The organism is Vibrio profundi (genome assembly GCF_043642225.1).
In the GTDB taxonomy this organism is placed as follows: Bacteria; Pseudomonadota; Gammaproteobacteria; order Enterobacterales; family Vibrionaceae; genus Vibrio; species Vibrio profundi_A.
In genome coordinates this window covers 413,979-440,795 of record NZ_JBHZSF010000001.1, presented here as the reverse complement: position 1 = coordinate 440,795, position 26,817 = coordinate 413,979, and the positions used below count along the sequence as shown (strand labels likewise).

The 26,817-nt window shown below is 45.1% G+C and carries 29 protein-coding genes; 26 read left to right on the top strand and 3 right to left on the bottom strand.

What is annotated here, in order from left to right:
* The first annotated feature begins 43 nt into the window (after positions 1 to 43).
* The 17 genes from ACHUFI_RS02125 (at position 44) to ACHUFI_RS02045 (ending at position 19,105) form a co-directional block, all read left to right on the top strand.
* On the top strand, positions 44 to 946 hold the full coding sequence (locus ACHUFI_RS02125; RefSeq protein ID WP_394246571.1) for a LysR family transcriptional regulator: 903 nt from the start codon (positions 44 to 46) through the stop codon (positions 944 to 946).
* 11 nt (positions 947 to 957) lie between these two features.
* Entirely contained in the window at positions 958 to 1,839 is an 882-nt protein-coding gene (locus ACHUFI_RS02120) for an NAD(P)-dependent oxidoreductase (RefSeq protein ID WP_394246569.1), read from the top strand.
* A 266-nt stretch (positions 1,840 to 2,105) separates the two neighbouring features.
* Positions 2,106 to 2,792: a hypothetical protein gene (locus tag ACHUFI_RS02115; RefSeq protein WP_394246567.1), complete on the top strand. Its 687-nt coding sequence runs from the start codon at positions 2,106 to 2,108 to the stop codon at positions 2,790 to 2,792.
* Between the two features lie 63 nt (positions 2,793 to 2,855).
* A complete protein-coding gene (locus ACHUFI_RS02110) occupies positions 2,856 to 3,557 on the top strand; it encodes an ABC transporter ATP-binding protein (protein WP_394246566.1) in 702 nt (233 codons plus the stop codon).
* A complete protein-coding gene (locus ACHUFI_RS02105; protein WP_394246565.1) occupies positions 3,545 to 4,831 on the top strand; it encodes an ABC transporter permease in 1,287 nt (428 codons plus the stop codon). Before ACHUFI_RS02110 ends, ACHUFI_RS02105 begins: the two co-directional genes overlap by 13 nt.
* Positions 4,832 to 4,871: 40 nt before the next feature.
* Positions 4,872 to 5,612 carry an outer membrane lipoprotein-sorting protein gene (locus ACHUFI_RS02100; RefSeq protein WP_394246956.1) on the top strand — a complete coding sequence of 247 codons (741 nt, stop codon included), beginning with the start codon at positions 4,872 to 4,874 and terminating at the stop codon, positions 5,610 to 5,612.
* A 68-nt stretch (positions 5,613 to 5,680) separates the two neighbouring features.
* Complete coding sequence (locus ACHUFI_RS02095; protein WP_394246955.1) at positions 5,681 to 6,997, top strand: hypothetical protein; 1,317 nt, start codon at positions 5,681 to 5,683, stop codon at positions 6,995 to 6,997.
* The gene (locus tag ACHUFI_RS02090) at positions 6,997 to 8,034 is read left to right on the top strand and encodes a sensor histidine kinase (protein WP_394246563.1); all 1,038 of its coding nucleotides are present in this window, start codon (positions 6,997 to 6,999) and stop codon (positions 8,032 to 8,034) included. Before ACHUFI_RS02095 ends, ACHUFI_RS02090 begins: the two co-directional genes overlap by 1 nt.
* 35 nt (positions 8,035 to 8,069) lie before the next feature.
* Positions 8,070 to 8,873, top strand: a complete 804-nt coding sequence (locus ACHUFI_RS02085) for a LytR/AlgR family response regulator transcription factor (RefSeq protein WP_394246561.1) — start codon at positions 8,070 to 8,072, stop codon at positions 8,871 to 8,873.
* 136 nt (positions 8,874 to 9,009) lie between these two features.
* Complete coding sequence (locus ACHUFI_RS02080; RefSeq protein ID WP_394246560.1) at positions 9,010 to 11,769, top strand: M16 family metallopeptidase; 2,760 nt, start codon at positions 9,010 to 9,012, stop codon at positions 11,767 to 11,769.
* Positions 11,770 to 11,927: 158 nt separating this feature from the next.
* Positions 11,928 to 12,488, top strand: a complete 561-nt coding sequence (locus tag ACHUFI_RS02075; RefSeq protein WP_394246559.1) for a hypothetical protein — start codon at positions 11,928 to 11,930, stop codon at positions 12,486 to 12,488.
* A 154-nt stretch (positions 12,489 to 12,642) separates the two neighbouring features.
* Positions 12,643 to 14,442 (top strand): protein translocase subunit SecD, encoded by a 1,800-nt coding sequence (secD, locus tag ACHUFI_RS02070; RefSeq protein ID WP_394246558.1) that lies wholly within the window; start codon positions 12,643 to 12,645, stop codon positions 14,440 to 14,442.
* Positions 14,443 to 14,445: 3 nt separating this feature from the next.
* Positions 14,446 to 15,354, top strand: coding sequence for a protein translocase subunit SecF (secF, locus tag ACHUFI_RS02065; RefSeq protein WP_394246556.1), 909 nt, complete (start codon positions 14,446 to 14,448; stop codon positions 15,352 to 15,354).
* A gap of 158 nt (positions 15,355 to 15,512) precedes the next feature.
* The gene (gene rlmJ, locus ACHUFI_RS02060; RefSeq protein WP_394246555.1) at positions 15,513 to 16,376 is read left to right on the top strand and encodes a 23S rRNA (adenine(2030)-N(6))-methyltransferase RlmJ; all 864 of its coding nucleotides are present in this window, start codon (positions 15,513 to 15,515) and stop codon (positions 16,374 to 16,376) included.
* A gap of 367 nt (positions 16,377 to 16,743) precedes the next feature.
* Positions 16,744 to 17,418 carry a response regulator transcription factor gene (locus tag ACHUFI_RS02055; RefSeq protein ID WP_394246554.1) on the top strand — a complete coding sequence of 225 codons (675 nt, stop codon included), beginning with the start codon at positions 16,744 to 16,746 and terminating at the stop codon, positions 17,416 to 17,418.
* Complete coding sequence (locus ACHUFI_RS02050; RefSeq protein WP_394246553.1) at positions 17,402 to 18,691, top strand: sensor histidine kinase; 1,290 nt, start codon at positions 17,402 to 17,404, stop codon at positions 18,689 to 18,691. The genes ACHUFI_RS02055 and ACHUFI_RS02050 overlap by 17 nt, the downstream gene beginning before the upstream one ends.
* A gap of 42 nt (positions 18,692 to 18,733) precedes the next feature.
* A complete protein-coding gene (locus tag ACHUFI_RS02045) occupies positions 18,734 to 19,105 on the top strand; it encodes a hypothetical protein (RefSeq protein WP_394246551.1) in 372 nt (123 codons plus the stop codon).
* Between the two features lie 117 nt (positions 19,106 to 19,222).
* Here the strand turns inward: ACHUFI_RS02045 and nagE are convergent, their stop codons facing one another.
* Complete coding sequence (nagE, locus tag ACHUFI_RS02040; RefSeq protein WP_394246549.1) at positions 19,223 to 20,701, bottom strand: N-acetylglucosamine-specific PTS transporter subunit IIBC; 1,479 nt, start codon at positions 20,699 to 20,701, stop codon at positions 19,223 to 19,225.
* A gap of 223 nt (positions 20,702 to 20,924) precedes the next feature.
* On the opposite strand from nagE, the gene ACHUFI_RS02035 reads away from it, so the two are divergent.
* Positions 20,925 to 21,521, top strand: coding sequence for a hypothetical protein (locus ACHUFI_RS02035; protein WP_394246548.1), 597 nt, complete (start codon positions 20,925 to 20,927; stop codon positions 21,519 to 21,521).
* Between the two features lie 19 nt (positions 21,522 to 21,540).
* Here the strand turns inward: ACHUFI_RS02035 and ACHUFI_RS02030 are convergent, their stop codons facing one another.
* Positions 21,541 to 22,347 carry a substrate-binding periplasmic protein gene (locus tag ACHUFI_RS02030; RefSeq protein WP_394246546.1) on the bottom strand — a complete coding sequence of 269 codons (807 nt, stop codon included), beginning with the start codon at positions 22,345 to 22,347 and terminating at the stop codon, positions 21,541 to 21,543.
* A 184-nt stretch (positions 22,348 to 22,531) separates the two neighbouring features.
* Between ACHUFI_RS02030 and ACHUFI_RS02025 the strand changes: the two genes are divergently transcribed.
* From ACHUFI_RS02025 to ACHUFI_RS01995, 7 genes are all read left to right on the top strand, one after another.
* Entirely contained in the window at positions 22,532 to 22,930 is a 399-nt protein-coding gene (locus tag ACHUFI_RS02025) for a GFA family protein (RefSeq protein WP_394246544.1), read from the top strand.
* Positions 22,931 to 22,983: 53 nt separating this feature from the next.
* Complete coding sequence (locus ACHUFI_RS02020; protein WP_394246543.1) at positions 22,984 to 23,457, top strand: OsmC family protein; 474 nt, start codon at positions 22,984 to 22,986, stop codon at positions 23,455 to 23,457.
* 12 nt (positions 23,458 to 23,469) lie between these two features.
* Positions 23,470 to 23,895, top strand: coding sequence for a gamma-glutamylcyclotransferase family protein (locus tag ACHUFI_RS02015; protein ID WP_394246542.1), 426 nt, complete (start codon positions 23,470 to 23,472; stop codon positions 23,893 to 23,895).
* Positions 23,896 to 23,999: 104 nt separating this feature from the next.
* Positions 24,000 to 24,428, top strand: a complete 429-nt coding sequence (locus ACHUFI_RS02010; protein ID WP_394246540.1) for a GFA family protein — start codon at positions 24,000 to 24,002, stop codon at positions 24,426 to 24,428.
* Positions 24,429 to 24,455: 27 nt separating this feature from the next.
* Positions 24,456 to 24,926 (top strand): GNAT family N-acetyltransferase, encoded by a 471-nt coding sequence (locus ACHUFI_RS02005; protein WP_394246539.1) that lies wholly within the window; start codon positions 24,456 to 24,458, stop codon positions 24,924 to 24,926.
* A 79-nt stretch (positions 24,927 to 25,005) separates the two neighbouring features.
* Positions 25,006 to 25,389 (top strand): ribosome recycling factor family protein, encoded by a 384-nt coding sequence (locus ACHUFI_RS02000; RefSeq protein ID WP_394246537.1) that lies wholly within the window; start codon positions 25,006 to 25,008, stop codon positions 25,387 to 25,389.
* 19 nt (positions 25,390 to 25,408) lie between these two features.
* A complete protein-coding gene (locus tag ACHUFI_RS01995) occupies positions 25,409 to 25,750 on the top strand; it encodes a Fis family transcriptional regulator (RefSeq protein WP_394246536.1) in 342 nt (113 codons plus the stop codon).
* A gap of 86 nt (positions 25,751 to 25,836) precedes the next feature.
* Here the strand turns inward: ACHUFI_RS01995 and ACHUFI_RS01990 are convergent, their stop codons facing one another.
* Positions 25,837 to 26,076, bottom strand: a complete 240-nt coding sequence (locus ACHUFI_RS01990; protein WP_394246535.1) for an RNA recognition motif domain-containing protein — start codon at positions 26,074 to 26,076, stop codon at positions 25,837 to 25,839.
* A 265-nt stretch (positions 26,077 to 26,341) separates the two neighbouring features.
* Here ACHUFI_RS01990 and ACHUFI_RS01985 point away from each other — a divergent pair, with 265 nt between their 5' ends.
* Positions 26,342 to 26,815, top strand: a complete 474-nt coding sequence (locus ACHUFI_RS01985; RefSeq protein ID WP_394246534.1) for a GNAT family N-acetyltransferase — start codon at positions 26,342 to 26,344, stop codon at positions 26,813 to 26,815.
* Positions 26,816 to 26,817 lie beyond the last annotated feature (2 nt).

Below are 26,817 nucleotides of genomic sequence, written 5' to 3'. Positions count from 1 at the left end.
TTATAACTATCCATAACTGAAATAAACAAGTAGATATAGAAGTATGAATTCCATATTTGGAAACGTAGATGACTTATTCTTGTTTTGCACTGTTGTGGAAGAGGGGTCATTACTGTCGGCTTCCAAAAAGCTGCAATTGCCAGTATCAACAATGTCTAGGAGGCTGACGGCCCTGGAGTCGCGTCTGAATATTCGTTTGCTTGAAAAGCAGGGCAGAGAACTGGTTGCCACGGCTGCAGGTGAAGAAGCCTTTAAAGCATTGAGTAGTGGTATGGAATCGATTCAAGCAGCGTTCACCGGGCTGTTGTCGGATCGTGATACGGTTCAAGGGCGCATTAAATTGGCGATCCCACATAACTTCTATGACGGCTTTGTGGGAAAAATCATAGAGCGTTTTCTTACTAATTACCCAAAAGTCCAGCTCGATTTGGTGTTAAGTCAGGAACAAGCGGCGCCGCAAACTGATAGGGATTTATTGATGACGTTCGATATTTCTCAATTAGAAGGAATGATTGCACGGCCACTGTTTAAGGCCAAACACGGCTTTTTTGCTAGCCCTGAATACTTGAGCGCTCACCCAGAAATCCTTACCCCTGCAGATTTAGAATCGCATGAATGGATCAGCGTCGATCACTTATTGCAATTGCCGGTTTATCGTGAAAAAACGTTATTACAGATGATCTCGATTCGACCTAAGCTCATCGTGAATGACATTCATGCGGTGGTACAAGCAACCGAAAAAGGAATAGGTGTCGCCTCGTTGCCATTTCGACACGTCTCCGAAGAGATGAATTTGACTCAGATCTTACCGGAGTTTCATCGAAGTGATCGTCAGGCGTATTTAGTGTACAAAGAAAGAAAACATCAGCCAAAAGCACTGACGTTGTTAATTGAGGCACTGATTGAAGGAGTTCAATTGGCGCAACAGGCAATTCCAGTCAAATAAGGAGTAAAAGAATGAAAGTAAGTTTTATTGGACTGGGAGTGATGGGTTTCCCAATGGCAGGGCACCTGAGTAACGCTGGTTTTGAAGTGTGTGTGTTCAACCGCACGTTGGCTAAAGCGCAAGCTTGGGCAGATAAATACAACGGGCGTGCCGCTCAAACGGTTGCTGAGTGTGTTGCCGATGCTGATGTGGTACTGGTTTGTGTGGGTAACGATGATGATGTACGTAGTATGACGACAAGCGAAACGGGTGCTTTGGCTGCGATGAAGCCGAACGCGTTGTTAGTCGATCATACGACGACGTCTGCGATTTTATCTGAAGAATTAGACATCGCGGCCAAAGCGGCAGGGTGTCGCTTTATGGATGCCCCTGTTTCTGGAGGGCAGGCAGGCGCTGAAAATGGCGTGCTGACGATTATGTGCGGTGGTGACAACTCAGATTTTGATGAGCTGCAACCCGTGTTTAATGCTTACGGTAAGTCGTCGGTATTGATGGGGCGTGTAGGGCAAGGTCAGCGCGCAAAAATGGTTAACCAGATTTGTGTGGCTGGTGTACTTACAGGCTTATCAGAAGGTTTGATTTTGGCTGAGAAAGCCGGCCTAGATATCCCAACGCTGGTGGATTGCTTGAAAAATGGCGCAGCCGGTTCATGGCAGATGGAAAACCGAGCGGTAACCATGGCTGAGGGCAAGTTTGATTTTGGCTTTGCAATTGATTGGATGATTAAAGATCTTGGCTTTTGCTTAGATGAAGCTCAGCGACAAGGACTGACATTACCGATGACTGAAAGCTCGATGGCCTCATATAAAGCGTTATCGGCTCAAGGTGAAAATCGAATGGATACATCAGTGATCATTAAAGATATCGCTGCTCAATCTAAAAATCGTCATTAAATCTCCGCTCAATTAAATGAATGGTCACTGCAAGAGTGGCCATTGTTATATTTAGCTTTTCCGTATTTCAGTTTACTTGGTCAACAGCTTTCTTCGTCAACTTGAGCCAGCCACTTCCTGTTAGCCCTTTCCATTTACTCTTGGCCAATACCGTTTATTCCTCCTCGTTTCCATTTATCCCTTAATTCGACCGTTCGTCGCAAGCACAAATAACCGAGACATTTATTCGATAACCTTTCATCGTCAACTAATGAAAGGAAATCACCATGGCTACTTCAAACACTCTTCGTACTACCGCATCGTCACTTAAGCGCTCTTTCTTTATTGCCGTCATGTCTCTCGCGATGGCTGGAACCTCAATAGCACATGCTAACCCAAGCGCAGAAGTGCTCTCTATCTACAACTTAGCCGCGCAAGGGGATGAAGAGCAAGTCGAAATCGCTTATGAACGGCTTACGCAGACGCTTGAACAACAAGGGGCGACACCATTGACCTTAGTGTATTTAGGGAGCACTGAAACGCTGATGGGCCGCGATGCTTTTATGCCTTGGAACAAGATGAAATATGTGGAAAAAGGGCTGTCGACGATTGATAAGTCACTCCACCTTCTAAATGACTTTGATACCCCCCTACATGAGCAAGAACGAATTCAAGGGTTGCCGGAATCTTACTTAACGCGAGCGTTAGCTGCTGCCACGTATACCTCACTTCCTGACATGTTTAACCATTTTGAGCGTGGATATGATTTGTACTTATCTTTGCTTGCTGAAGAAGAGTTTAGTCACCAGCACTTTGCTGCCACTGCATGGATTTATCGTTACGCCATCGAAGCTTCCATCCGTGCTGAAGATATTAGCCAAGCTGAAAAATGGTTATCAGTGATGGAAACACAAGATGCCGACAACATTGAAACCATGACCGCCAAAGCGCTGATTGAAAAGGCGGGTAGCTAGTTTTAACGGTTTGTTCTAGCACCGTCGTCATACATCTTGGTCAATGTTACTAGGGGAAAAACAATGATTGAATTTACGTCAATTGGGAAAAGCTACCAACTCGGAACGCAAACTGTTTCAGCGTTACAAGGAGTGGATGGAACCATTAAACAAGGGGAGATGGTGGCATTGTGTGGGCCATCGGGATCCGGAAAAAGTACCTTGCTGAATATTCTTGGGCTATTGGACATGGGTTACCAAGGAAGTATTCAAATTGAGGGGAAACCTTATCCGCTCCAGCGCATTGAAGCGGCGACGTTTCGCAGACAAAAGTTGGGGTTTGTCTTCCAGAAGTTCAATCTCGTTCCCGTGATGACCGCGTTAGAAAATGTCGCTTATCCGCTCATGCTAAATAACGTATCGAAGCAAGAACAGCACCAACGCGCACGTGCGATGCTGGAACGTGTGGGGTTAGGCGATTATGTGAATCACCGACCGGATAACCTTTCTGGTGGGCAACAGCAGCGAGTGGCGATTGCGCGAGCATTGGTTCATAAGCCTACGTTGGTGATCGCAGATGAACCCACCGCGAGCTTAGATAGCGTGACGGCCAATTTGGTCATCGACATTATGAAAGAACTCGGACATGAAATGGGTACCACCTTCATCGTGGCTACACATGACCCAAGAATGGCGCAGCGATGCGATCGCACCATCGAACTCATCGATGGAAAACTGGTCACAGCGTCTTCTAAAGATATGGAGGTGATCTCATGGGCAAGTTAAGTCACATTTTGCTTCCTAATAGTCTGCGCATCGCGTGGTTAAACCTACTGCGAAATGGTCGTCGTAGCTTATTGTCTGTTTTGATCATTGCGATTGCCGTATTCGCATTGACCAGTGCTGGTGGCTACGGGCTTTATACTTACGAATCGCTGCGAGAGTCAACCGCCCGCGACACAGGTCACCTTACATTGAGCACCCCCGGTTATTTTGAGCAAGATGAAGATATGCCATTAAGTAACGGGTTAGATGATGCCCAGAGCTTAATGCGCAATATCATTGGAGATACTGATGTTCGTGGGGTTCAACCGCGCGTGTATTTTAGTGGCTTGGTTTCTAACGGCAGTAAATCAACCATCTTCATGGGTACTGGCGTGAACGAGCGAGAGTTCGATATGAAAGGCCCATTTCTGGATGTACGCAGTGGGCATACTCTGTCTGATGTGAAATCGACGCGTTACAACCCTGAAGAACCCCAAGTCATGCTTGGTAGCGATCTTGCGCGAAACTTAAAAGTAGCTGTGGGGGACTGGGTGACCTTACTGGCGACAACCAGTGACGGAGCGCTTAATGCGTTCGACTTTAAGGTTCGAGGCATCTACTCAACAGGTGTCCCAGAGCTAGATAAACGCCAGCTTTATGTCCATGTGACTATGGCTCAGGAATTACTGGCATCAGATAAAGTCAGTACCTTGTCGGTATTTCTTTTTGAGACGGCATTAACCGACTCCGTTCAACAGCGTTTAACGGCTCAGTTAGCGGAGCCGCTCCAAGCAGCTGGCTCTATGCGCCAAGCTATTGAGATTACGCCTTGGCAAGATCGCGCGTTTTTCTACACCAAAGTGAAAGATCTCTATGATCGAATCTTCGGGATCATGGGAGCTGTGATGGCGTTAGTGGTGTTTGTGTCTTTGTTCAATACCATGACGATGTCTGTGACCGAACGTACTCGTGAGATTGGTACGCTATCGGCACTCGGTGCATACCCATCTGAGATTGTTTCAGGTTTCCTCAAAGAGGCAGGACTGTTGGCATTTTTGGGCAGCATCGCGGGTGCATTATTCAGTGCGATGCTATCGATACTGCTCTTGGTTGTCGATATTCAAATGCCACCTCCTCCGGGAAGAACCGATGGTTACCCGCTCAATATTTACTTTTCGTTCGAACTCGTTTGCTACGCGACACTGGGTGTGATGTTGATTTGCTTAGCAGCAGCGTATTTGTCAGCGCGTAAAGGCGTAAATAAACCGATAACAGAGGCTCTTGTGTATGTATAAGTTCATATTGATAGCAAAAATGGTTGCTAGCGCTTGGTTAATGATGGTGAGCTGCTTAGCGTTGGCTTCACCAGGTATTGACCAACAAACTGTTACTAAGATGATAGCGAAAGCAGACAGCTACCGTTTGAATGCAGATGAAGCGTCGAAAGTCGTGTCGTTAGTTAATCTCTATGAAAATAATACGCTCGACAAGACACGCGAATATAACGTGTATACCAGACCGAATCGCGAGTCGTTAGTGGTGTTCAAATCTGCGGTTGAAGCTGGGCAAAAGATGCTGATGGTAGAAGATAACTATTGGTTATTGATGCCAAAGAGCCGTCGCCCGATACGCATTACCCCGATGCAAAAGTTGTTAGGAGAAGCGTCGGTTGGTGATATTTCAACGCTCACTTGGAGCGAAGACTATCAAGGGGAGTGGGTGCAGCAGCAAACCGTGACATTACCCTCAGGTGAACAGGTTGACACTCATCAACTGAAGTTGACCGCAAAAACAAAAGGAGCGAGTTATCAGGCCATCGACTTGTGGCTTGCGAAGCAGAATGACTTCCCGATTAAAGCTGATTTGTATTTGCGTTCGGGAAAAATGGCGAAGCAAGCGTGGTTTGAGCAAGGGGAGCGTGATGGGCTGCCTGGCGTAACCGCAATGACGTTACTCGACAAAATTCAGCCAAGTAAGAAAACCGTGATTGAGTATCAAGAAATCTCGGAACAGCGCCTAGAAGACAAGTACTACAATCCGGCATATTTATCACGTAACTCTGTATCAGGGCTATAAGTATGTGTATGGCGGATAGAGCAGGGATACGCAATTCCAGTGGTGAGACGTCCACTTGGGTAGCCCCAATGCGCTCGGCATTGCTCATGTCACTCAGTCTTATTGGTATGGTTCTTCCTCTGGATGCCAGTGCTCAAGAGTGGACACTCGGCTGGGATTGGCAAGTCAGTATGGAGACGGTGCAGTCACGAGATATCCCGTTTAATACTGCGCCTGAGTATGACGCTCAGTCGATAAATGCTCTGCTTGATTTAGAAGTCAGCACATCTGGTTGGTTAGGGCTCTTTGCGATCAAAGGTAATGACTTGTATAGCCGTTATTCAGGAGAGAAAGACTTAGAACCAGACGCCGACGCCGAATTCATCGTTCGTGAGCTGTTTTGGCAAGGAGGGCTAGAGATCTCTAACGCTTTGCTTGGTGAACAATACTTAGATCTGACCTTAGGGAAACTGCGTTTGGATTGGGGAGTCGGTTATGGGTATCGCCCATTAGATATCATTAAGCCGTATCGCCAAAACCCAGTTGGCATTGTGGCAGAAGAAGGCGCTGGGGTGGCATCCATTTCAATATTTGATGCGACAGGGGAATGGACATTACTGTACAGCGATTCTTCTTGGACGTCGCAAGAGGTCAACGAGCTAGAAAGTCGTAGCGAGCAACAAGGGATAGGGCTACGTCGTTACAACATGATGGGTGAGCATGAGTATCAGTGGCTCGCGTATTACGACGATGTTCGTCATGGGCTTTTAGGGGCAAGTTTGGTGTCTGTGCTAAATATGGCTTGGGAGTTCCATGGTTCAGTATCGTATCAGCGTCAGAGCTTAGGCTATCAATTTCCTTCTTCCACTTATTCTCCAGTCGAGCTCCAAGAGCAAGGAGATGCTTATCAAGCGCTGCTAGGTTTAACCTGGGCGAATGAAGTCGGCCACAATGTTGTTCTTGAGTATTGGTTTGATAGCCGCGCATGGAGCAGTTCGCAGTGGGAACAGGCGTTGGATCGCGCCACCTTTTTATCTGAGATGCCTGCGACGGTAAACCTCGCGTCGTCGTATGCTCAGGGTTACCAACATGCAAACTTAGTGCAGCATAATTTGATGTTCCACTGGTCACTCGATTCGACTGCATGGGCACAGATATTTAACGGGAGTGCGTTGGATAGCAGTAGCTGGCTAGACAACTTAACCCCAACATTTGATTTGATGTATTCCCCTGCTGATGGCGGCATCATCGCAACGCAATGGTTGAACTATCAATTCATCGATACAGGGACATCTTCAATTGATTTGGAACTTGCTGCACGCTTTTTGACCGGAAAAAATGATTCTGCTTACGCCAATTTACCGGATAGCCATATGATTCTATTAAATATTAAAGGACGATTTTAATGAAAGGTTCTTCTATTAATCACTCTCTGTGGGCGAAAAGCACGGCGATTACGACAGCATTTTGTTTGGTGATTGCATTTGTGACTCAAAGTATTTGGGGAGGGGATTTAACGGTTAATATCATCATCAGTTTAGGTTTTGGATACAGCGCCTTGGCGTCTTCGTTCGGGATTACTTTGTGGATGCCTACGCTTACTAAGCGGGTGGAATCGGCGATTTCAATGACAGTGGCGATAGTCGTTGGCACAGTGAATGCTCAGTATTGGCTGAATGGCTATTTTGGTGATAATTTCTCGGATTTGAAATCGGTCGTGTTTCTTGGCGTTATCTTCTGTGCAATGTGCTTCTACTACTTTTATTCAAAGGAGCAAAAACTTGTCGCGGACAATGCATTGGAAGTGGCTAAACGCAAACAAGCCGACCAAGAAAAAGTTGTCGTGCTAAGTCAATTGAAGCAGCTTCAAAGCCAGATAGAGCCTCATTTTCTATTTAATACCTTAGCAACGATTAATGTTCTGATAGAAACCGACAGCGATAAAGCGAAGTTAATGTTGGAACAGTTAACCGAGCTGCTGAGAGTGACATTAAAGAACAGCCGAAATGACCAGTCTACCGTTGAACAAGAGCTCGCTCTGATTGAGGCGTACCTGAATATTCAAAAAATTCGTCTTGGGGAACGACTCGAGTTTTCAATTGAAGTCGATGGGGTATCGAACACTCAGGTACTCCCTCCTTTTTTGATCCAACCTCTGGTCGAAAATGCGTTGACTCATGGCATTGAGCCGAAGGCTGCTGGTGGGAATGTGACCATCCGAATTATGAGCGACAATGAGACTAATCTAACCATAGAAGTCTCGGATAATGGCGCAGGCCTAAATGCTGGTTTGGCGACAGCCGGGCATGGGGTGGGGCTGAGTAATATTCGTCAAAGGATAGACACCTTGTTTGATGGAAAAGCGAGTATGTCGATCAAAGAGCAAAGCTCAGGTGGGGTTGTCTCCACTTTGGTATTGCCGCAAAAGTCGTTAATCGAATAAACAATTTACAGTGTTAATTTTAAGGAAAAGCCATTTTGAGTACACGGATCACCGCTATTATCGCAGACGATGAAGCATTGCTTAGACGTCACCTTGATCAGACGTTGGCCGAAGTATGGCCAGAATTGGAGATAGTGGCAAAAGCTCAAAATGGAGCGGAGGCGCTGCAAAGCATTCAGATGCTGACCCCTGACGTGGCGTTTCTGGATATTCGAATGCCAGAACTTGATGGCATGAATCTCGCGAAAAAACTCCAACAGTTGACTAATCCACCTCTAGTTGTGTTTATCACCGCTTATGATGAATATGCGGTGAAAGCGTTTGAACAAAATGCCGTCGATTATTTATTAAAGCCGCTGAACGAATCTCGCTTAATGGCTACCTGTGAAAAGCTCAAAACACGACTAGAACTGCGTTCTACGGAACCGAAAAGTTCTGGGCAAGCGGATATCGCGGCGCTGATGAGCCAGATCCAACAATTGTCTCAGCCTCAGCAAGCTCCGCAATATTTGAATTGGGTGAAAGCGACCGTTGGCGAAGACATTCACTTGATTTCAGTGTCGGATATTTTGTTTTTTAAAGCGGGAGATAAATATGTCTCCGTTTTTAAACAGGATGAAAATCAAGACCTACAAGAGTTCGTTATTCGGATGTCTTTGAAAGAATTGCTTGCACAGTTAAATCCTGATGAGTTTTGGCAAATTCACCGTTCTACCGTGGTTAAAGTCGCCGCAATCAGTAAAGTCAAAAAAGATTTTTCTGGGCAAATGTCAGCGTACATCGCAGGCCAAAAACTGCCTGTCAGCCGAGCTTCTCAATCTCTTTTTAAAGGGATGTAACTGTGGTTTTGTAAATTGTCACTCGGTTGATAAATCGACGTGATGTGCCTCTCAACAATACTCAAGCTGTTGAGTACTAAATAATAATTACTGAGCAAACCTGTATATTACAAGTAAATGTCAGTAAGAGGTTGTTATGAAACCATATTATTTAGTTTCGGCACTTTGTGTCGCATTAGTTGGGTGCAGTTCAACTCCCCCTCAAACGCTAATAAAATCCGATCCATATTGGGTCTCAGGAATACTTGATAACGGGCTGAAATATCACGTTTATCCTGATCCTGAAAAGCCTGTTTCAGTGCGTTTGTTGGTGCACGCAGGTTCTTTCCAAGAAACTGAGCAGCAACTGGGATACGCGCATTTCGTTGAACACATGGCATTCAATGGAAGTAAAAACTTTTCACAAAATGATGTGATCCGTTTATTTGAAGATGCAGGTGTGAGCTTCGGTGCGGATCTTAATGCGTACACCTCTTACCAAGAAACCGTTTATAAGCTTGATTTGCCCGACAAATCTAAGCTTGAACAAGCGATTACCTGGCTGCGCGATATCGGTGATGGCTTAGATATCAGCGATCAAGAAGTTGAAAAAGAGAAAGGCGTCATACTTGGAGAGTTCCGCTATTCGCGAACGGAAGATAAACCGATCGCGGTTCAGTTCTATGATCACATGATCGAAGGTAGCCCTTATGAAACTCGAGATGCGATAGGGACTAAAGAGTCCGTCAACCAGGCGAACGCGTCTGGGCTTAAAAGTTATTATCAAACTTGGTATCAACCCCAATTAGCCGAAGTCATTGTATCGGGTGACGTGACGTTATCCGAAATCTTACCCTTGATAGAAGAGCGTTTCTCAAGCTGGCAGAAGGGCGATACTCCGCGTCCTCATAAACAAAAAATATCTCAATTTAATCACGAGGATTTAGTCGCCCATGCTGGTGGAGGAGAGCCTCCGAGTATTGCTGTGGTGACTGACCGAGGGGCAAGAGTGATTGAAAGTCGCGAACAACAGCAACAACTGTGGTTAGATGAGATGTCTCAACAATTGATTCAAGAGCGTATATCTCGTGTATTTGTCGATGCCGCTCTGCCTATTCAATGGTCTTTCTCGACCAATTACTTGATGGAATATCAGCGCTATTCAGTGACAAGTGTGGCGTTTCCTGAGCATTTACGAGAGCAAAGCCAAGCCGAATTTCTCGCGACATTAGCATCGTTACGTGATCATGGAGTCACGCAAGCTGAAATATCAGGTGTGATGGAGAGGTATCAAGAGTCTTACGACAACATCAGAGCGGACTGGGACAAGATGAATAGTATCGATCATGCCAATGGCAAAGCCACCGCATTGGTGATCGACCAAGCCGTGCAGTCAGAACTTGATTACCGATCGAGCTTGAAAGCATTTTTAGCCAGCGTTGATTTAGACATGATTAACGACAATTTGGATGACTTGCTTTCAGATGACTACTTTATTGTTCTTGGTTTAGCTAAGAATGAAGACCAAGCATTGTTGGCCTCTAAGTTGGATGACCTTAAATCGGCTTATCGCAAAAGTGGTGAAAAGCCACTGATGGCGATGGCCAGTACTGCTTTTTCAGTGCCTGAAAATCAGGGTGACATTATCGCTCAAACCCAAATCTTCGATGACCCACAACTAGAGCAATGGACGCTCAGTAATGGCGTCGAGGTATGGTATCTGCGGGATATGAATGTTGGACAGGATGTCGCGGTGTACTACGCGAGTTTAGGTGGCAAAGCCGCTTTAGATAACCGCTTGTTCCCAGCGGTTGAAGTGGCCATTCCTACCTCGATAAGAAGTGGTGTTGGCGATTTTAATGGTTCAGATCTTCATGCCCATTTGAAACGAAAAGACATAGAGATTTACCCGTTTATTAACTTTACCCACCATGGTTTTGAGATTCATGCGAAGCAAAAGAGTTTGGCTGAAAGCCTAGCAGCTTTACACGCTATTTTGACGCAAGCGAAGGCCGAGCCAGAGCAATTGGAAGCCGTAAAGCAGGAGTTTACTCAAAACCGTAACGCGTACTTAGACACACCAGTTGGTGAGTTTACGCAAATGCTAAATCGCAATAGCTACCTTGAAAACAGCCGACACATCATGTTGGAAGGGAAAGACATTGCGTCGGTAACCACACAAGATATTCAAAGCATTTATACTGAACTATTCAAAACGCTGCGTAATAACCGCTTAGTTATTGTCGGGAATGTGAAGCCTGCGGAGCTCAAACCTTTGCTGCGCCAATATGTGGCTTCTGTGCCATTGACGCCTGCAGAGATCCCTGAGTTTGATGTCGCGTATCGCCCTACTTATCAGGATAAGATTGATGTCTCGATCAATAATGAAGATAGCAGCCAATATCTGCTTCGCGTGATCGCTGATGCTAAGGGGGGTAAGACAGCAAAAGATGTCTTTATGGACGATATGTTGCAGCGGGTGATCACGACACGTTTATCGGCTTATATTCGTGAAGAGTTAAGTTTAGATTATGCGCCGTTTGCTTTTTCTGTTTCTCAGGACAGCGAACCAAGTAATGATTGGTTTGTAGGCGCGCAAGTCGCCCCTGAAAATGCAGATAAGATAGAAATGGCGATTGATAAAGTCATCGCTGACACGTTAAAAGGGATCTCGGAAAAGGAAACTCAAGCGGCGGCGAAGCAGCTTGCTGCCGACCTTGAACCGATGAACACCAACCCAGTTGAAAAGGCATGGTTTATTTCACGATACTTAATCCACGATTACGGTATCGAAGCCATTTTTGATGTTCAAGCCATGACGGATTCCATTTCCAGTGATGACATGTCTGAACACGCCCAATCTATTTTCGGAGAGGGAAGCCATACACTAAAAGGCATTATGCGCCCACAAAGCTAGTTCGACGGTGCCAGTGCCAAAGGATTAGTTGATTAGAAAGCCAAGCGAGTACCCGCTTGGCTTTTTCTTTTCTGAAATCCCGTTTTGGTTAATCGGTATTGTCAGGGTTGTGTTAAAAGTGATTGTTGCTGGTTGGAAATCAATTGTGACTTCTATAGATGTTCTATATTGTCGCTGATTCTGATATTTGGGATAGCATTGAATTGATCAAACTTGGTTGTCGACTCATCGTGTTACTGCTTTTACTGAGCTTAGGCTTAGTAAATTCTGGTGCGCATTCGTTGAACTCCAATATTGCGCGAGTCTCACACACACAAACGGTGTGTATAGACGCAGTTGGTCATAAAGTGTCGTTTGATCAGAGTGTTACAGGTGATGACGCGTCATTATCGTTAAACTCTGACAACTGTGTGACTCATGAGGTGGTCAACTCATCACCTGACAACACACACGTTCACGACTCCCAGTCTTTAGTTCAGCTCAATACATTTAGACGTATATTGAGTAACGATCAGGAGCTTCTTTCTGAGCTTGAACCTGTGTATCACCTCCTTATTGATTTTTTCCCTCCGTCATTGTTAGCTCATGTGCTGGCAACGGTGCCTTTGCTGGATTCTAGGCAGCACTGGACAAGTACAACGACTTCACCTCCTTCTCGACTGTCGGGTTGGAAAGAAGGCAACATTCAATATTCTCATTACCGAGAGTTTCTTAGCTAAGCGCTTACCTCATGTAGACGTTTGATCTCGACTCATGTCCGAGAGCTGCGTCTTGAACAAAGCCAATTCTCGCCGTCATAGTTCGACATTATTGCCTTAAAGGTAATGTGTTGGTGATCGTGCGAGTTCGAGATTAGTCAATAAGCTAAGAGAGTTGACTGTGAAAAAACGCAATATAAGACAACCTATTAACCGCTACTCAAAATGGAAGTATGTGGTCCTCGTCGTCACCATCATCGTGATGATTTTAAGTGCATTACCGTCATGGTTTGGTGAAAACGCTTCTTTGCACATCACCAATCGTTCTTCGCAACAGGTTGATGCTACTCAGGTGGTTCAATACCTAGAGACTCATGATATTAAAGCGCAATCTGCCTATCAAAAAGATCACCGTTTAGTCGTTATTCTTGCAGATGCTCAGCAGCAAGCAGAGGCAAAAGCCGTTCTAAATGAGGCATTGTCAGATGGCACTACTGTCGCACTAGCCATGGAGCCTGCTGCGCCTAAATGGCTAACCAACATGGGCTTCTCGCCAATTCAACTGGGCTTGGATCTACGGGGAGGCGTTCAATTTTTATTGGAAGTTGATATGGCACCTGTTTATCACGCTCAAGCACAGTCGGTGATTGATGAGGTGACAGCAGAAGTCCGCTTTGCTCGCGGGAAAGTGGATAACGATGATGTCGATTTGATGTTCAGAACCGAAGAGGATTATCAAACCGCTTATTCCATGATTCGCGAGCGTTTCCCGCAGTGGCAAGTGCACGCGAGTGACAAGCGCTTAACTCTTAATCAATCGGAAGATGAGCGCCGGACTTTACGCAATTTAACGGTTCAACAAAATTTGCAGATCATGCGTAGCCGTATTGAAGAGCTAGGTATCACAGAAGCTTCCATACAGCGTCAAGGTGAAAGCCGAATTCGAATCGAACTACCGGGTGTCCAAGACCCAGCAGCGGCGAAAGATGTGATTGGTGCGACGGCCTCGCTGGCTTTCTATTCGGTGTACGACACGCCTTCGCGCCGTTCTCAAACCATACAAGATTCCCAAGGCAACCCGATTGTCGTTGATAAAAAAGCCGTGCTTGGCGGCGATCATATTATTGATGCGCGAAGCGGAATTGGGGAAATGGGCAGTGCTGAAGTCAATATCACATTAGATTCAGCAGGTGGCCGAAAAATGTCTCGGTTCTCTCGTCATAATATCGGAAAGCCAATGGCGACGGTGTACAGCGAATACAGCCGCGACCACAAAGGAAACAGTGAACAAACCAGCGAGGTCATCAGTGTCGCGAATATTCAATCTCAGTTAGGAAGCCGTTTCCGAATTACGGGAGTGGGCACCATGCAGGAAGCCCATGAACTGGCGTTACTCTTGCGTGCAGGATCGCTCACCGCGCCTGTGACCATTATTGAAGAGCGTACGATTGGCCCATCTTTAGGGGCTGAGAATGTGACAAATGGCTTTGCTGCATTAGCGTTAGGCTTGGGGTTAACGCTGACGTTCATCGCGCTTTGGTATCGTCGTTTAGGCTGGGTTGCGAATTTCGCACTAATTATCAATATGACGACATTATTTGGCTTAATCGCGTTACTGCCTGGGGCTGTGTTGACCTTGCCTGGTATTGCGGGCTTGGTGTTAACGGTTGGTATGGCGGTTGATACTAACGTCCTCATTTTTGAACGAATCCGTGACAAGATGAAAGAAGGTCGAACATTCGCAAGCTCTATCGACCTTGGCTTTAATAGTGCGTTTTCGTCAATTTTCGATGCTAACTTCACCACAATGATTGTTGCCATTGCATTGTACGCGATTGGTAACGGACCGATTCAAGGCTTTGCGTTGACACTTGGGCTAGGTCTACTGACCAGTATGTTTACTGGCATTTTCGCTTCACGCGCCATCATCAATTTATTTTGGGGGCGTGATCAGCGCCGCGACGTAAGGATTTAAGCCATGAAAATAACAGATACAGTAATGACCAAATTACGAATGGTAATGTGCAGCCTGTCATTGGTGCTGTTCATGAGTTCGGTAGCCTTAGTGGCAATGAAAGGCTTTAATTGGGGGTTAGACTTCACCGGGGGTGTGGTTGCTGAAGTTCAACTGTCTGATCAAGTCAGCAAAGATGAACTGAAGCAAACGCTTGATCTTGCTTATGGGCAAGATATTCAAGTGATTGGGATGGGAGAAAGCGATCGCTGGACCCTGCGCTATAACCACATATCAGAGCAAGCAGCGCCAAACTTGGCGGATACACTGGCGACAGTCAGCGATCAGGTGCAAGTACTTAATAGTAGTGTTGTGGGGCCTCAAGTGGGGCAAGACATGGTTGACCAAGGTGGTTTAGCCATTTTAGTGTGCTTTATTTTGATCATGCTGTATTTGAGCGTTCGTTTCGAATGGCGATTAGCGCTCGGTGCGCTAGCAGCCCTTGTATACGACGTTACCTTGATTTTAGGTCTGTTTGCCGCCACTCAATTGGAATTTAACTTAACAGTGCTGGCCGCGGTTCTGGCCATATTGGGTTATTCATTGAATGACTCGATAATTATTGCTGACCGAGTTCGAGAGATGCTGCGAGGAAACCCAAATGGACAAACGGATAACTTGATCAATCGCTCTATTCAGGCGACTTTCTCTCGTACTATGGTGACTTCAGGGACAACTTTAATGACAGTCTCAGCGTTATGGTTGCTAGGTGGCTCGGCGCTTCAGGGGTTTGCGATCGCTTTATGTGTCGGCATTGTGAGCGGTACGTGGTCGTCTATCTCTGTTGGTATTACGCTTCCGAAGGTGTTGGGTTTGAAGCCGTGTCATTACCAAGTTAAGCCGATTGATACGTCGGAAGAATCCTACCCATAGAAAGGTCAGCGTTAGTCGGCTCGAGGTTTTGCCTCGAGCCGATCTTGCTAAAAATGTTGGATATGTGCAGTTGTGCATAAAAATTGATTTCTTTATAAGGTAAGCCTGGCAGTGATGAATTATGGTTAAAGTAGGCTTATTGATTAGGAAATAAGAAAATGGAATATCGACACCAATGTCATGTTGGCGACCATGGTGACGCACTTAAGCACCCTGTTTTAGCCTCTCTTGTACAAACTCTTGTGCAACAACACCCAAGCCTCAACGTTATTGATACGCATGCCGGAACGGGATGTTATGACCTCACAACCGCGCCCAAAAATCATGCGGGTGAATTTAAAGAAGGCGTTGGTTATCTGTGGAAGATGCGCCAATCATTACCTCAGAGCTTTACGCCTTTTATTGAAAGCTTAGCGGCGTTCAATCCAGAAGAATCGTTAACTTTGTACCCAGGCTCAGCTGTACTCGGATTTGAGCAAGGGCGCCGTAATGACAGTTTCGTTTTCTCCGATATTCAGCAAGATGAAGCGGACTTACTTGCGACTAATATCCAGCAAATCCGGTCTGATCTACATATTGAAAGTAAGCTGAATATCTTTGCTGGTGATGGTTTGCTTCAACTGCCTAATGCCATTTCTGACTCCCAATCTCATAACTTAGTGGTGATAGATCCGCCATACGAAACAGACGCAGAGTACCTATCGGTAGTGGACGCGTTGATCGCTGCGTGGAGAAAACAAGTGAATATAACAGCGCTGGTGTGGTACCCACTGTACACGGAAGATAAAAGTCATTTGATATTGGGGCGCAGTTCAGAGGCGGTAGTGAAAGGGGAGCTTCCCGCGCCATTGCAAGCAGAGTTGAGGCTAAGAGACCCCAAAGATGATGACCGACTTATCGGCAGTGGTTTGCTGATATTTAACCCTCCTAAGTTGGTGGCGCCTATGGTCACGGAAGTATTGGGCTATCTCCATTCTCATTTGGCCACAAAGCATCAAGGATACTGGCAAATTAGACGTTAATTGCCTTAGCAATAGTTAGCCAGTGATTTAGAGGGCGACGAGTTATGGATGGCTAGATGAGGGGATTGTTTCTGCACCCAATGTCTAATTTATCCCATATATCATTAATACTAATATGGTTTTAATTAACGTAACTCTAACTTAGTAATATTGATTAATTATCGTTAATTATTTAAAAAGGAAACATCAATGAGAGCAAATGCATAATAGCTCCAGTTTTTAAACATTAACCTCTTACTTATTATTGAATTTGCGGTTTACCCCCTAAACCGCATCAGGCTCGCATTAGTCACGCGAGCCTTTCTTTTTTTCTCGTTTTAGTTTGTGTTTACGATAAAATTCTCCCTTACACAAAGAGGGCTCCCCTGTGAAAATATTGATCATTGAAGATGACATCACCACCCGAGAATTCGTGGCGAAAGGCTTGCAAGAACACGGCTATGCCGTCGACCAAGCCGAGGACGGAAAGAAAGGGCTGATGATGGCGCTTAGCTCAGAATATCAATTGGTTATCCTAGATCGAATGCTGCCTTACCTTGATGGCATGAAGGTGCTTTCCGCGATTAAAGCAACGGAAGAAAACTTGCCAGTGCTCATTTTAAGTGCGATGGATAGCGTTGAAGATCGGGTTGATGGTTTGCAAGCTGGGAGTGACGATTATCTGATCAAGCCTTTCGCTCTGGCTGAACTGATAGCGCGTGTTGATATCATTATTAATCGCACACAGCGGCAAGTTATTAGCAGTAACACGCTCGTGTATGACTGTTTAGAGTTGGATTTGAGGGCGCATCGGTTAACGTGCAAAAACCAAGAACTGGCATTACAGCCGAAAGAGTTCCAATTGATGCAGTACTTTATAGAACACAGTGAGCAAGTGGTTTCAAGAATGCGCTTGTTTGAGGCGATTTGGAGCTATCACTTTGACCCGAAAACCAATGTGATTGATGTGCATGTAGCAAATTTGCGTCGTAAGTTAGAAGACGCGGGTTGTTCTGATTTACTGCATACCGTGAGAGGGGCAGGTTATGTCCTTCGTCGATGATTATGCGTTAACTCGTTCTTCAGTATTCAAAACCTTAGTTGGTCTGTTTTTGTTTATTACGGTGATTAACGTCATCGTAATCCGCCAAGTTTACATTGATTCCGATGCTTTTCACCGAGAGCAGATCGCCAAACAATTAAGTGACGAGATTTCTGAGTTTCGCTTTGTCGCAAAACAGAGCAAAGAAGAAGTCGAAAAGTTGCTAGCGGCGAAACGTGCATCTGATACGTCGTTTTACTACAACCTAAGTGAAACCGTAGAGCCGAATTTTAGCGGCCAGTATTATCCCATTAGTTCGCTAGCCAATAGCAAGACGCTGATCCCGGTAGGCGACAGCCATAATCTAGAAATTGGTGTCAACTCTGAAGTGGTTGAAGCATTTCGGCAGTCCCTAATCCCAATTGTGTTCTCCGGTATTATTCTCCCTGTTGCTGTGATGCTGGTGGCGGCATTGTTTTTTACCATTCTAATACTGAAACGTTTGGAGCGGGTCAATCGCGCCATGAACCGAGTGTTGTGTGGTGAGCGAAACGTTAAAATAGCAGTCTCTCAACAAGACGACGAATTCGATATATTGGCCATTCACCTTAATTTTATGATTGAGCAGATGACCAAAAATGAATCGACATTAAAGTCATTAACCGTCGGAATGGCGCATGATATGCGTACTCCAATGGCGCGCTTAAAACTTCGATTGGAAGAAGTGCTTTCTCAACCGGATCTGACAGACAGCCAAGTCGACCAATTCTCAGCATGTCACGATGAGTTGGAACTTATTCTTTCACTCTTCAATAGCATGTTAGAGATCGCCAAGCTCAACAGTGGGCAAATGCCTATTGAAACAGAGCAAGTCGATTTAGGTAAAATTGCACAAGACGCGATAGAATTTATTGCACCACTTGCCGAACTTAAGCAGCAAACGTTGGTTTATCGACAAGATCACCCGTGTGTGGTGATGGGAGATCGCTCGCTCTTGTTTAGAGCGGTATTTAACTTGATTGAAAACGCAGTGAAATATACGCCTCAGCAAGGGAATATAGAGGTCGTGATAGATCACTTTGGAGTGGTGATCGCAGATTCTGGAATTGGCATCTCTGATGACGACAAAATGAATGTATGTCGACCGATGTTTAGAGCAGACAAAAGCCGAACTGAGCATGGTAATGGGTTGGGCTTGTCATTGGTTGATGCTGTGGTAAGTCGTCATAATGCACATCTGATTTTAAGGGATAACTTCCCAGGCTTGAGGGCGAGAGTGTACTTCGAGCAGTAGTGCTTTAGGACTGGTAAGCACGTTTACACTAAAGGAGTTGAAATGGAATTCATGTTGTACTTATCCGCCATTCTGTTGGTGATTGTATCCTTTGCGCATTCCTATCTTGGTGAGCGATATATCCTCTCTCGGCTTTTTAGGCGAGACAACTTACCAAAACTACTGGGCAGTGATGATTTTACGAAGCGTACCCTGCGTTTTGCTTGGCACGTCACTTCCGTGGCTTGGCTAGGGTTTGCAGGCATCGTCGTTTTATTGGCGCAGCCTGAACTGAATAAAGCGCTCGTCTCGCAAGTGATAGCGGTGACGTTTGGCGTACATTTTTTGGTGGCATTGCTCGGTTCTAAAGGGAAGCATTTATCTTGGGTATTATTTGGGACGGTGTGTGTGTTGGTATTGATTGCGGGTGCCTAAAGGTTAACGTGATTGATGTTCATCAGCCCAAACTTGGCGCGGAGTAAAAAGAAAGGGTCAAAGCATTGCTTTGACCCTTTGAGTTTCAGTTCGGTATTTGTGGTGATTGATAGCGGTTTAGCTAGGAGCAGTAACCTGAGTTAAGTCTTGGCTTTCTGGAATTTGTTTCATTGCATGAGCAATCTCTTCTGCTTCCGTACCAATGATGACTTGTAGGTTATTCGCACCAATTTTCACAACACCCATCGCTCCTATCGCTTTCAGAGTCGCTTCATCGGCAATTGAGGCATCTTTCAACGTCAAACGTAAACGAGTGATACAAGAATCGATGCTGGTTAAGTTGCTGTGTCCGCCAAGTGCTTTAAGGTATTGCGCTGCTTTCTCGTTGGTACCGACTTGAACAACTTCTGCTTCTTCGATGTCTTCACGACCCGGTGTTTTGAGATCAAATTTCAAAATGGCGAATCGGAAAACGAAGTAGTAAATCGAAGCAAAACATAAGCCTTGTAGAATGAGCATGTATGGCTTCACCGCAAGCGGTAAGTTGTATGAAAGAACAAAGTCAATCAGACCGCCACTGAATGTAAAGCCAGCGATCCACTGCATGCTTGCGGCAATATACAGTGAGAATGCCGCTAATAGCGCGTGAATCACGTAAAGCACTGGCGCGACGAACATGAAGGCAAATTCAATCGGTTCTGTAACACCGGTTAGGATTGCGGTGAAAGCAGAAGCCCCTAAGATGCCGCCTACTTTCTTTTTATTTTCTGGTTTTGCACAGTGGTACATCGCCAAACATGCAGCAGGTAAGCCGTAACCCATCACTGGGAAGAAACCGCCTTGGTAAATGCCTGTCACACCTAACTCACCAGTCCCAGACCAGAACTTAGAAATGTCGTTGATGCCTACTAAATCGAAAATGAAAACTTGGTTTAAAGCGTGGTGTAGGCCAACAGGAATTAATAGACGGTTAAAGAATCCGTAGAGACCTGCGCCAGTCGCGCCCATTTCTGAAATGGCGATACCAAAGTTAACCAGTGAACCGTAAACCACTGGCCAAACGTATACCATGACCAAGCTGATACTTATTGCGGCTAGCGATGTCACGATAGGAACAAAACGCTTACCGCCAAAGAAGCCTAATACCGCAGGCAGTTTGATAGTGTGGAAGCGATTGTAAAGTGTTGCTGCTACGATACCTATCATTATACCGGTGAAGGCACTCACAGATGCTTGCGAAGCGATCACTTCCGAGGTGCTCATTTGGTCAACGGGCACTCCTGTGATCTGTGAAATTACCGCGGTGTTACCCACAATCATCTCGATAATTAAAAGCCCGAGTAAACCTGAAAGCGCAGCAGCGCCGTTATTATCTTTCGCTAAGCCATAAGCCACACCAACGGCGAATAGCCAAGCTTGGTTATCCATGATGCCTTTGCCGCCATAAACTAAGACGGTTGCAAGCGCACTGTTGGCTCCCCAACCCACTGGGTCAATGGCGTAGCCTAATCCAAGCATTAAGCCACCGGCCGGTAGCACGGCAATTGGCACCATTAATGCCTTACCGATTTTTTGAAGATATCCGAGTATGTTCACCTTAAGTCCTCTGTGTTTTTTGATTATTGCCAAAGAGTACAAGGGGGAGGATTAAGGTGAGCTTGTGCTTACATTAATTATTGTTAATCAAATGAATGCTGCTGAATTCACAGTGTAAATTGCTTAAGCGAGTAAAAGCTCAATAATGAGCTTGGCGCTCATCAGAAATGACCAAGTAGCTATGGGACTCTAGCCGTATTCATTCTTTAGGCTAGAAATTAAAATGAAAAAACTACTACCATTCGCGTTACTTTTATCGGCTCCTACTCTGGCTGCAGACAAGGTTGATATGAGCGATCCTACCGCAGTGTACTCGTCAGTGGGGACAAGCTTTACTTCTTCTGGGGAGGTCGATCTCAGTGCGGGGTTTGCTTGGGGGGAACACCTTCTTTCCATCGAAACAAAACAAGGTGCCGATGCGTTAAGTACACGATATGCATGGATGCGTGAAGGCAGAGGCTTGTATGCTGAAGGCTATTTTGACCATGAGTTAGACACCCAATCTGGCAGCGTCGGCTATATCCACACGTTTCAATTGCACGAGAAAATTAAAATTTATCCGCTGGCTATGTTAGGGGTGAACAACAATCAGAATACTGACAGTACGATTGCGACGGGCACTGTGGGCATGTATACCCGAATTGATATTGGCAGTGGATTCCACTTGGGCGTTGATCCGTTTTATACGGTGGGGGAAAACGACTATGACCACTATTCAGTAGATAGCTTCGTAGGTAAGCAGATTGACAACCATAGGGTGCGAGTTGGGGTCAATTCAGCAGAAGAAGAGATGTATTTTAAGTGGCAAATGGCCTTTTAGCGCTTCCTGTTGTTAAAGCTTAGGACTGCAAAGCAAACTGTGGGCGACGAATAAGCGATGACAAATTGAAATAGTGATCTAAAATCTGTGGAATAGTGCCGTCATTTTTCATATCAATAATAAGCTGTTTGAACTTAGCACGCTGGGTATCTGGGAGCTGGCTATTACACACAAAGTACACCTCTACCTCATGAAAAATGTAAGGGGTGCCAAAATTGTCGGCTGAAATATTTTGCATTTTGGCCGCGTATTTTAAAGATGAGATTGCACCCGCCACACTGTCTACACGACCTGCCGCAATCATTTTTACACCATTGAGATATTGAGGGACAGACACTTTATTTAAGCTTTGGTCTTCATGAAAGCGGTTGTCAAACATAATCCCTAACGGTACGGCAATACTCTTACCCGTCAGGCTTTCGTAACTGGTTACAGAGACGCCAGCGGCGGGTAAAATTCCGGCTGCCAACTTAAAACCTATTGGCTCAATCATGTCATAGTGGTTTGAAATTATAGGGGTGTCAGCGACAATGGTACAGGTTGGCCTGGCTTGGTTGAGTAGAGTGATAATGCGTTTTGTTGGAATGATGGTCGGTGTATTGGTATTAAGGTTATCTGCTCTTTCACTCAGCTGGTGCAGTTTTAATGCAATGTCGAAAAGGACACCTGTATCTCGATTATCTGGGGTTTGAAATCCATACGGAATTTGTTCCATGATAAGCAAATCAACGGCTTCATTAGCGGGGCTGGTTGTTGCGTAAATGGCAAATGGCAGTAGAGATGACAAGCAAAGTAATGATCGACAAAGTGGTTTAAAAAAGTGCATCTAACATCCATGTAGCCCTTGTTTACTCACGAGAGATAAAACAAGAAACCTATTATTTTCAACAATGTCTAATGATAGATTAGAAAGTAACTGTTGCCTAGTTTGCTGAACAGCGCATCGACTTAGTTCAAACAATCAAATACGATATGATGAATAATTCATCGGTCATAGATTGGAAGTGAATATGAAACAAGTTGGAAGCGCAATCATACAACCTCATCATAAAGCCACATGCCATTGTGGTGCGGTGGAACTCGAGTTATCTCTGCCTAATGGTATCGAAAACCCTCGTCGTTGCGACTGTTCTATTTGTCGCCGAAAAGGGGCGATAGTCGGTTCAGTGACCCTAGATGGGATCAAAATCCTCAAAGGCCAAGAGTACCTCAAGCTATATCAATTCAATACAGGAACGGCGAAACACTATTTTTGCTCAGAGTGTGGCATTTATACGCACCATCAACGCCGTTCAAACCCTCACGAATATGGATTCAACATTGGCTGTTTAGAGGGAGTAAACCCATTTGATATTGAAAATGTGGTGACGAATGATGGAGTGAATCACCCATCAGATAGAACTCAGTAGATTTTAACTGAATCAATACTTATGGCATTAGCGCCGAAAGAAAGGACTCAACTATGTCGGAATACAGTGCAATCGTTCGTTGGAATAAAGCGGAAGATGAAATTTTTAGTGATAATCAATACAGCCGAGGTCATTCATGGGAGTTTGACGGTGGCGTGACTGTGCCTGCGTCGTCATCGCCTCATGTTGTGCCATTACCTCTTTCTATTGAAGCGAACGTCGACCCGGAAGAGGCATTCATTGCTGCGTTATCGAGTTGTCACATGTTGGTGTTTCTTTCTATTGCAGCGAAGCGAAAGTACATAATTGAAGAATATGTCGACGAAGCCGTGGGAGTGCTAGAGGAAGACTCAGATGGAAAAACGTCAGTGACCCGTGTGACGCTAAGGCCGAAGATAGTGTTTTCGGGGGAGCGACAGCCGACCTATGCGCAGCTAGAAAAGCTTCATCATATTTCTCATGAAAACTGTTTTATCGCGAATTCAGTGAAAACGGAAGTCACTACAGAGATTCTCACTAACGATTAAAGGATGAACGATGTGACTACCGTTAATATCTTTGTATTTGGCACGCTGAAAGAAGGGTTTCCTAATTATTCCGTTAACAATGGGATCAGACTTCCCGGTGAATTCGCGACGGTTAAGCAATATCCCCTATATCTTGTCGGAGAAAGGCATTCTCCATGGTTAGTGCTTGATGAAGGCCGTGGATTTTCAGTAAAAGGACAAGTCTTTCAAGTTTCTAAACAGGCGTTAGCGGATATGGACGCCTTGGAGCGAATAGAAGAATCGGATGGCTACCGGCGTATTGAGCTTGATGTCGTAGAGCTGGCAACGCAACAGACATTGAGGGTATTTGTTTATGGAAAGCCGGTAGAACAGCTTGAACAGGCGCTTATCCAGAGTGAACTTGCGGGGGAATACACCCTAGAGGATTCCCTGACATACCGTAGTCGATATGCTTAGGGTGTTTTGCTTCATTATTTTAACCAAGTGAAGTGGCACTACTGACATCGTTTGTCAGGGGGCAGTGGTATCGTACTGTTATTCAATAAGAAAAGGAAATACTCATGACATTAGAATCAGTTCAAGCTTCGGCCAAATGCTTATGCGGCAGCGTTACCGCGACGGCGAATACCATTAATCCGAGCTATACGGTGTGCCATTGCCAAATGTGTCGCACATGGGGAGGAAGCCCTCTCATGGCCGTCCAATGTGGTACTGACGTGTCTTTTGAAGGGGCTCAATTTATTAAAGAGTTTGATTCTTCAGATTGGGCAAAGCGAGGTTTTTGCTCCAACTGCGGAACGCATTTGTATTATCGATTGAAAGCAACCAATAGCTATAACATGCCCTTAGGGCTGTTTACTGAACTTGATAACGTAGAAATGACGATGCAATATTTCATCGACAAAAAGCCAAGTCATTACTGTTTTAGCGGTGAGACTAAAGTAATGACCGAAGAAGAAATTTTCGCGTATTTTTCTGCTCAGATGTAGGTGGATTTACGCTGTTTGGAGGTGTATATGCAGGTCTCATTACTGGCGGACTTTCCAGAAAGTTATAAACAAATCGCTAAATGGTACTTTGATGAGTGGGCGAGCTTAGTTCCGAACGCGACGCTAGAGGATGTCGAGGAAAAAGTGCTAGCGCGATCGACTAGCCGGACGGATATTCCGTTGGCGTTTGTTGTTCACAGTAAGGGACAATTGGTAGGTGCGGCTGATTTAAAGTTTCGCGAAAACGCCAATTACCCAGAATATGAACACTGGCTTGGCGGAGTATATGTCGACAGCGCTCACCGTGGGCAAGGGATTGCGAATGTATTGATCGAGTATGCGAAGCGACATGCGCGGAAATTGGCAATCCCCACGCTGTATTTACAGTGTGAATCGCACAATATCGCACTCTACCAAAAAGCGGGGTTTGTCTGTTTGCATCAAGCGAAGCATCACAATATGGACACGACTATCATGTCTTGGGATGTGTCTGATTAGCTTTCTGTCAGGGCTTTGGAATTAGTGATGGATTGAATTTGAAAAAGAGGGTGGCATACTCTCTTTGGTCCTTCATCTTGTGTCTGTTGCTATGATTTCTATTCAGCTCAATAGCTTTGTTCATCGGATTGCGAACAAAGAACAATTTGTCAGCTTGGCGATGGCTTCAGGTTTGCAGTTAAAACGCATTCGCCGCTCTCGTCATTGGTCGCTTTCTGGAACGGAAGAATTGCTCACTGCTTTTGGATTGACGTTGAAAGAGCCCGATCAGTGGGTAAAGACAGCTATTGATAAAGGATTGCCTGCAATCGAGCCGGAAGAAACGTCTTTCGATGACTTAGTCCAGATACTTTCTGCTCAACCAAATATGACGTTAACTCAATTAATGGAAGCGTCCGGTTGCTCCATGGTTGAAGCTCGATTAGCCATGGACAAATTTGAAAATCTTGATGATCTCTTATGAAAAGTGAACACAAACTGTTATGCGAAAAACCGATAAAAAAATAGACAAGCAATTACGAGATACCCTAACTGAACTTTGTGAAAGTACGCTTAAATCCTTTGATGGATTTCTGTGGGTGACACATATTGTCAACTTCTCGAATTTTCCGCAGAGCTTAAAAGTTGTGTGCGTGTTTGAAACCAATCAGCAGTTGGTCAATTTTACGGATAGCCAAGATAGCAAAGCCTTCGCGCAATTGATGGCTCAACGCTTGTTGCAAGTCGGCATTCAATTAAAGAAGGTAGAAAAGCATTTGTTTTTCGATAGCCAAGAGAACTGCGATCGAGATGATCAAGGGAAGTGGGAAAGGCGGCTAAAATAGCCTAGAAAGGCGTAACTTTCTATTATGGATTCAGCCAGCAATCTAAGGTTTCTTGTCGAACCTGTAAATTGCTGGCTATCACTCAATTAAGAATTAGCGATCTTTACGCGAATCGTATTCTTACCAAATTTCGTCAAATTCAACGCATTCAGTGCTGACTTTGCTTCATCTTCGTTTGGCATTTCGACAAACGCAAACCCTTTTGAATAACCCGTTTCTTGATCTAAGACCAAGTTACACTCAGTCACTGAGCCTTGCTCTGAAAATAGTACTCGGATTTCTTGCTCTGTGGTTGAGCGCGTTAGGTTGCGAACTAGAAGTTTCATAATTAACCATGGTGTTTGAATATACGAGCTGTATTGTCGCAAGCTTTTCGTATCAGACCAAGCGAATAATGGCATTCGTACCTTTTGGGGAGCTCTCAAGGTGAAATTTAGTGGGATGGCGAGAGTTCCCGTGCGCTACGGTGCCGTATCTCAGCTTGGCTGACAGCGATGAATCACTTGTGGTACAACAATACTCATTGATTACGGTACCGTTATGGTCGATAGCGTTTTAGGCGACTAACAATCTTGCTAGGGAGAGCAAAGCATGGAAATCAGGGTAGATAATTTAGACGGAAATGGTGTGATTTGTTTGTTGGAAGAACACCTTGCAGACATGTATGCCACCTCTCCTGCTGAGAGTGTTCATGCTCTTGATGTTGAGGCATTGAAGCATCACTCCATTACTTTTTGGAGTGCCTCTGAAAATGATGAAGTATTAGGGTGCGTTGCTATCAAAGAGTTAGATCCAATACATGGTGAAATTAAATCGATGCGCACTGCGGAACAAGCAAGAAACCGTGGGGTAGGCAGTCAATTATTGACGCATATATTACAAGTTGCAAAAGACCGAAATTATCAAAAATTGAGCCTAGAAACAGGGTCTATGGCGTTTTTTAAACCCGCACGAGATCTGTATGAAAAACATGGGTTTGAATATTGTGGCCCGTTTTCAGATTACGAGCTTGATCCCCATAGCCAATTTATGTCGCTTGATTTGAGCACGGCTTCTATGAGGTAACT

Bases quoted from the DNA above. Each gene is read 5' to 3' on its own strand.
- ACHUFI_RS02125 (WP_394246571.1), top strand. From the start codon at position 44: ATGAATTCCATATTTGGAAACGTAGATGACTTATTCTTGTTTTGCACT.
- ACHUFI_RS02120 (WP_394246569.1), top strand. From the start codon at position 958: ATGAAAGTAAGTTTTATTGGACTGGGAGTGATGGGTTTCCCAATGGCA.
- ACHUFI_RS02115 (WP_394246567.1), top strand. From the start codon at position 2,106: ATGGCTACTTCAAACACTCTTCGTACTACCGCATCGTCACTTAAGCGC.
- ACHUFI_RS02110 (WP_394246566.1), top strand. From the start codon at position 2,856: ATGATTGAATTTACGTCAATTGGGAAAAGCTACCAACTCGGAACGCAA.
- ACHUFI_RS02105 (WP_394246565.1), top strand. From the start codon at position 3,545: ATGGGCAAGTTAAGTCACATTTTGCTTCCTAATAGTCTGCGCATCGCG.
- ACHUFI_RS02100 (WP_394246956.1), top strand. From the start codon at position 4,872: ATGATGGTGAGCTGCTTAGCGTTGGCTTCACCAGGTATTGACCAACAA.
- ACHUFI_RS02095 (WP_394246955.1), top strand. From the start codon at position 5,681: ATGCGCTCGGCATTGCTCATGTCACTCAGTCTTATTGGTATGGTTCTT.
- ACHUFI_RS02090 (WP_394246563.1), top strand. From the start codon at position 6,997: ATGAAAGGTTCTTCTATTAATCACTCTCTGTGGGCGAAAAGCACGGCG.
- ACHUFI_RS02080 (WP_394246560.1), top strand. From the start codon at position 9,010: ATGAAACCATATTATTTAGTTTCGGCACTTTGTGTCGCATTAGTTGGG.
- ACHUFI_RS02075 (WP_394246559.1), top strand. From the start codon at position 11,928: ATGTTCTATATTGTCGCTGATTCTGATATTTGGGATAGCATTGAATTG.
- secF (WP_394246556.1), top strand. From the start codon at position 14,446: ATGAAAATAACAGATACAGTAATGACCAAATTACGAATGGTAATGTGC.
- rlmJ (WP_394246555.1), top strand. From the start codon at position 15,513: ATGGAATATCGACACCAATGTCATGTTGGCGACCATGGTGACGCACTT.
- ACHUFI_RS02050 (WP_394246553.1), top strand. From the start codon at position 17,402: ATGTCCTTCGTCGATGATTATGCGTTAACTCGTTCTTCAGTATTCAAA.
- ACHUFI_RS02045 (WP_394246551.1), top strand. From the start codon at position 18,734: ATGGAATTCATGTTGTACTTATCCGCCATTCTGTTGGTGATTGTATCC.
- ACHUFI_RS02035 (WP_394246548.1), top strand. From the start codon at position 20,925: ATGAAAAAACTACTACCATTCGCGTTACTTTTATCGGCTCCTACTCTG.
- ACHUFI_RS02030 (WP_394246546.1), bottom strand. From the start codon at position 22,347: ATGCACTTTTTTAAACCACTTTGTCGATCATTACTTTGCTTGTCATCT.
- ACHUFI_RS02025 (WP_394246544.1), top strand. From the start codon at position 22,532: ATGAAACAAGTTGGAAGCGCAATCATACAACCTCATCATAAAGCCACA.
- ACHUFI_RS02020 (WP_394246543.1), top strand. From the start codon at position 22,984: ATGTCGGAATACAGTGCAATCGTTCGTTGGAATAAAGCGGAAGATGAA.
- ACHUFI_RS02010 (WP_394246540.1), top strand. From the start codon at position 24,000: ATGACATTAGAATCAGTTCAAGCTTCGGCCAAATGCTTATGCGGCAGC.
- ACHUFI_RS02005 (WP_394246539.1), top strand. From the start codon at position 24,456: ATGCAGGTCTCATTACTGGCGGACTTTCCAGAAAGTTATAAACAAATC.
- ACHUFI_RS01995 (WP_394246536.1), top strand. From the start codon at position 25,409: ATGCGAAAAACCGATAAAAAAATAGACAAGCAATTACGAGATACCCTA.
- ACHUFI_RS01990 (WP_394246535.1), bottom strand. From the start codon at position 26,076: ATGAAACTTCTAGTTCGCAACCTAACGCGCTCAACCACAGAGCAAGAA.
- ACHUFI_RS01985 (WP_394246534.1), top strand. From the start codon at position 26,342: ATGGAAATCAGGGTAGATAATTTAGACGGAAATGGTGTGATTTGTTTG.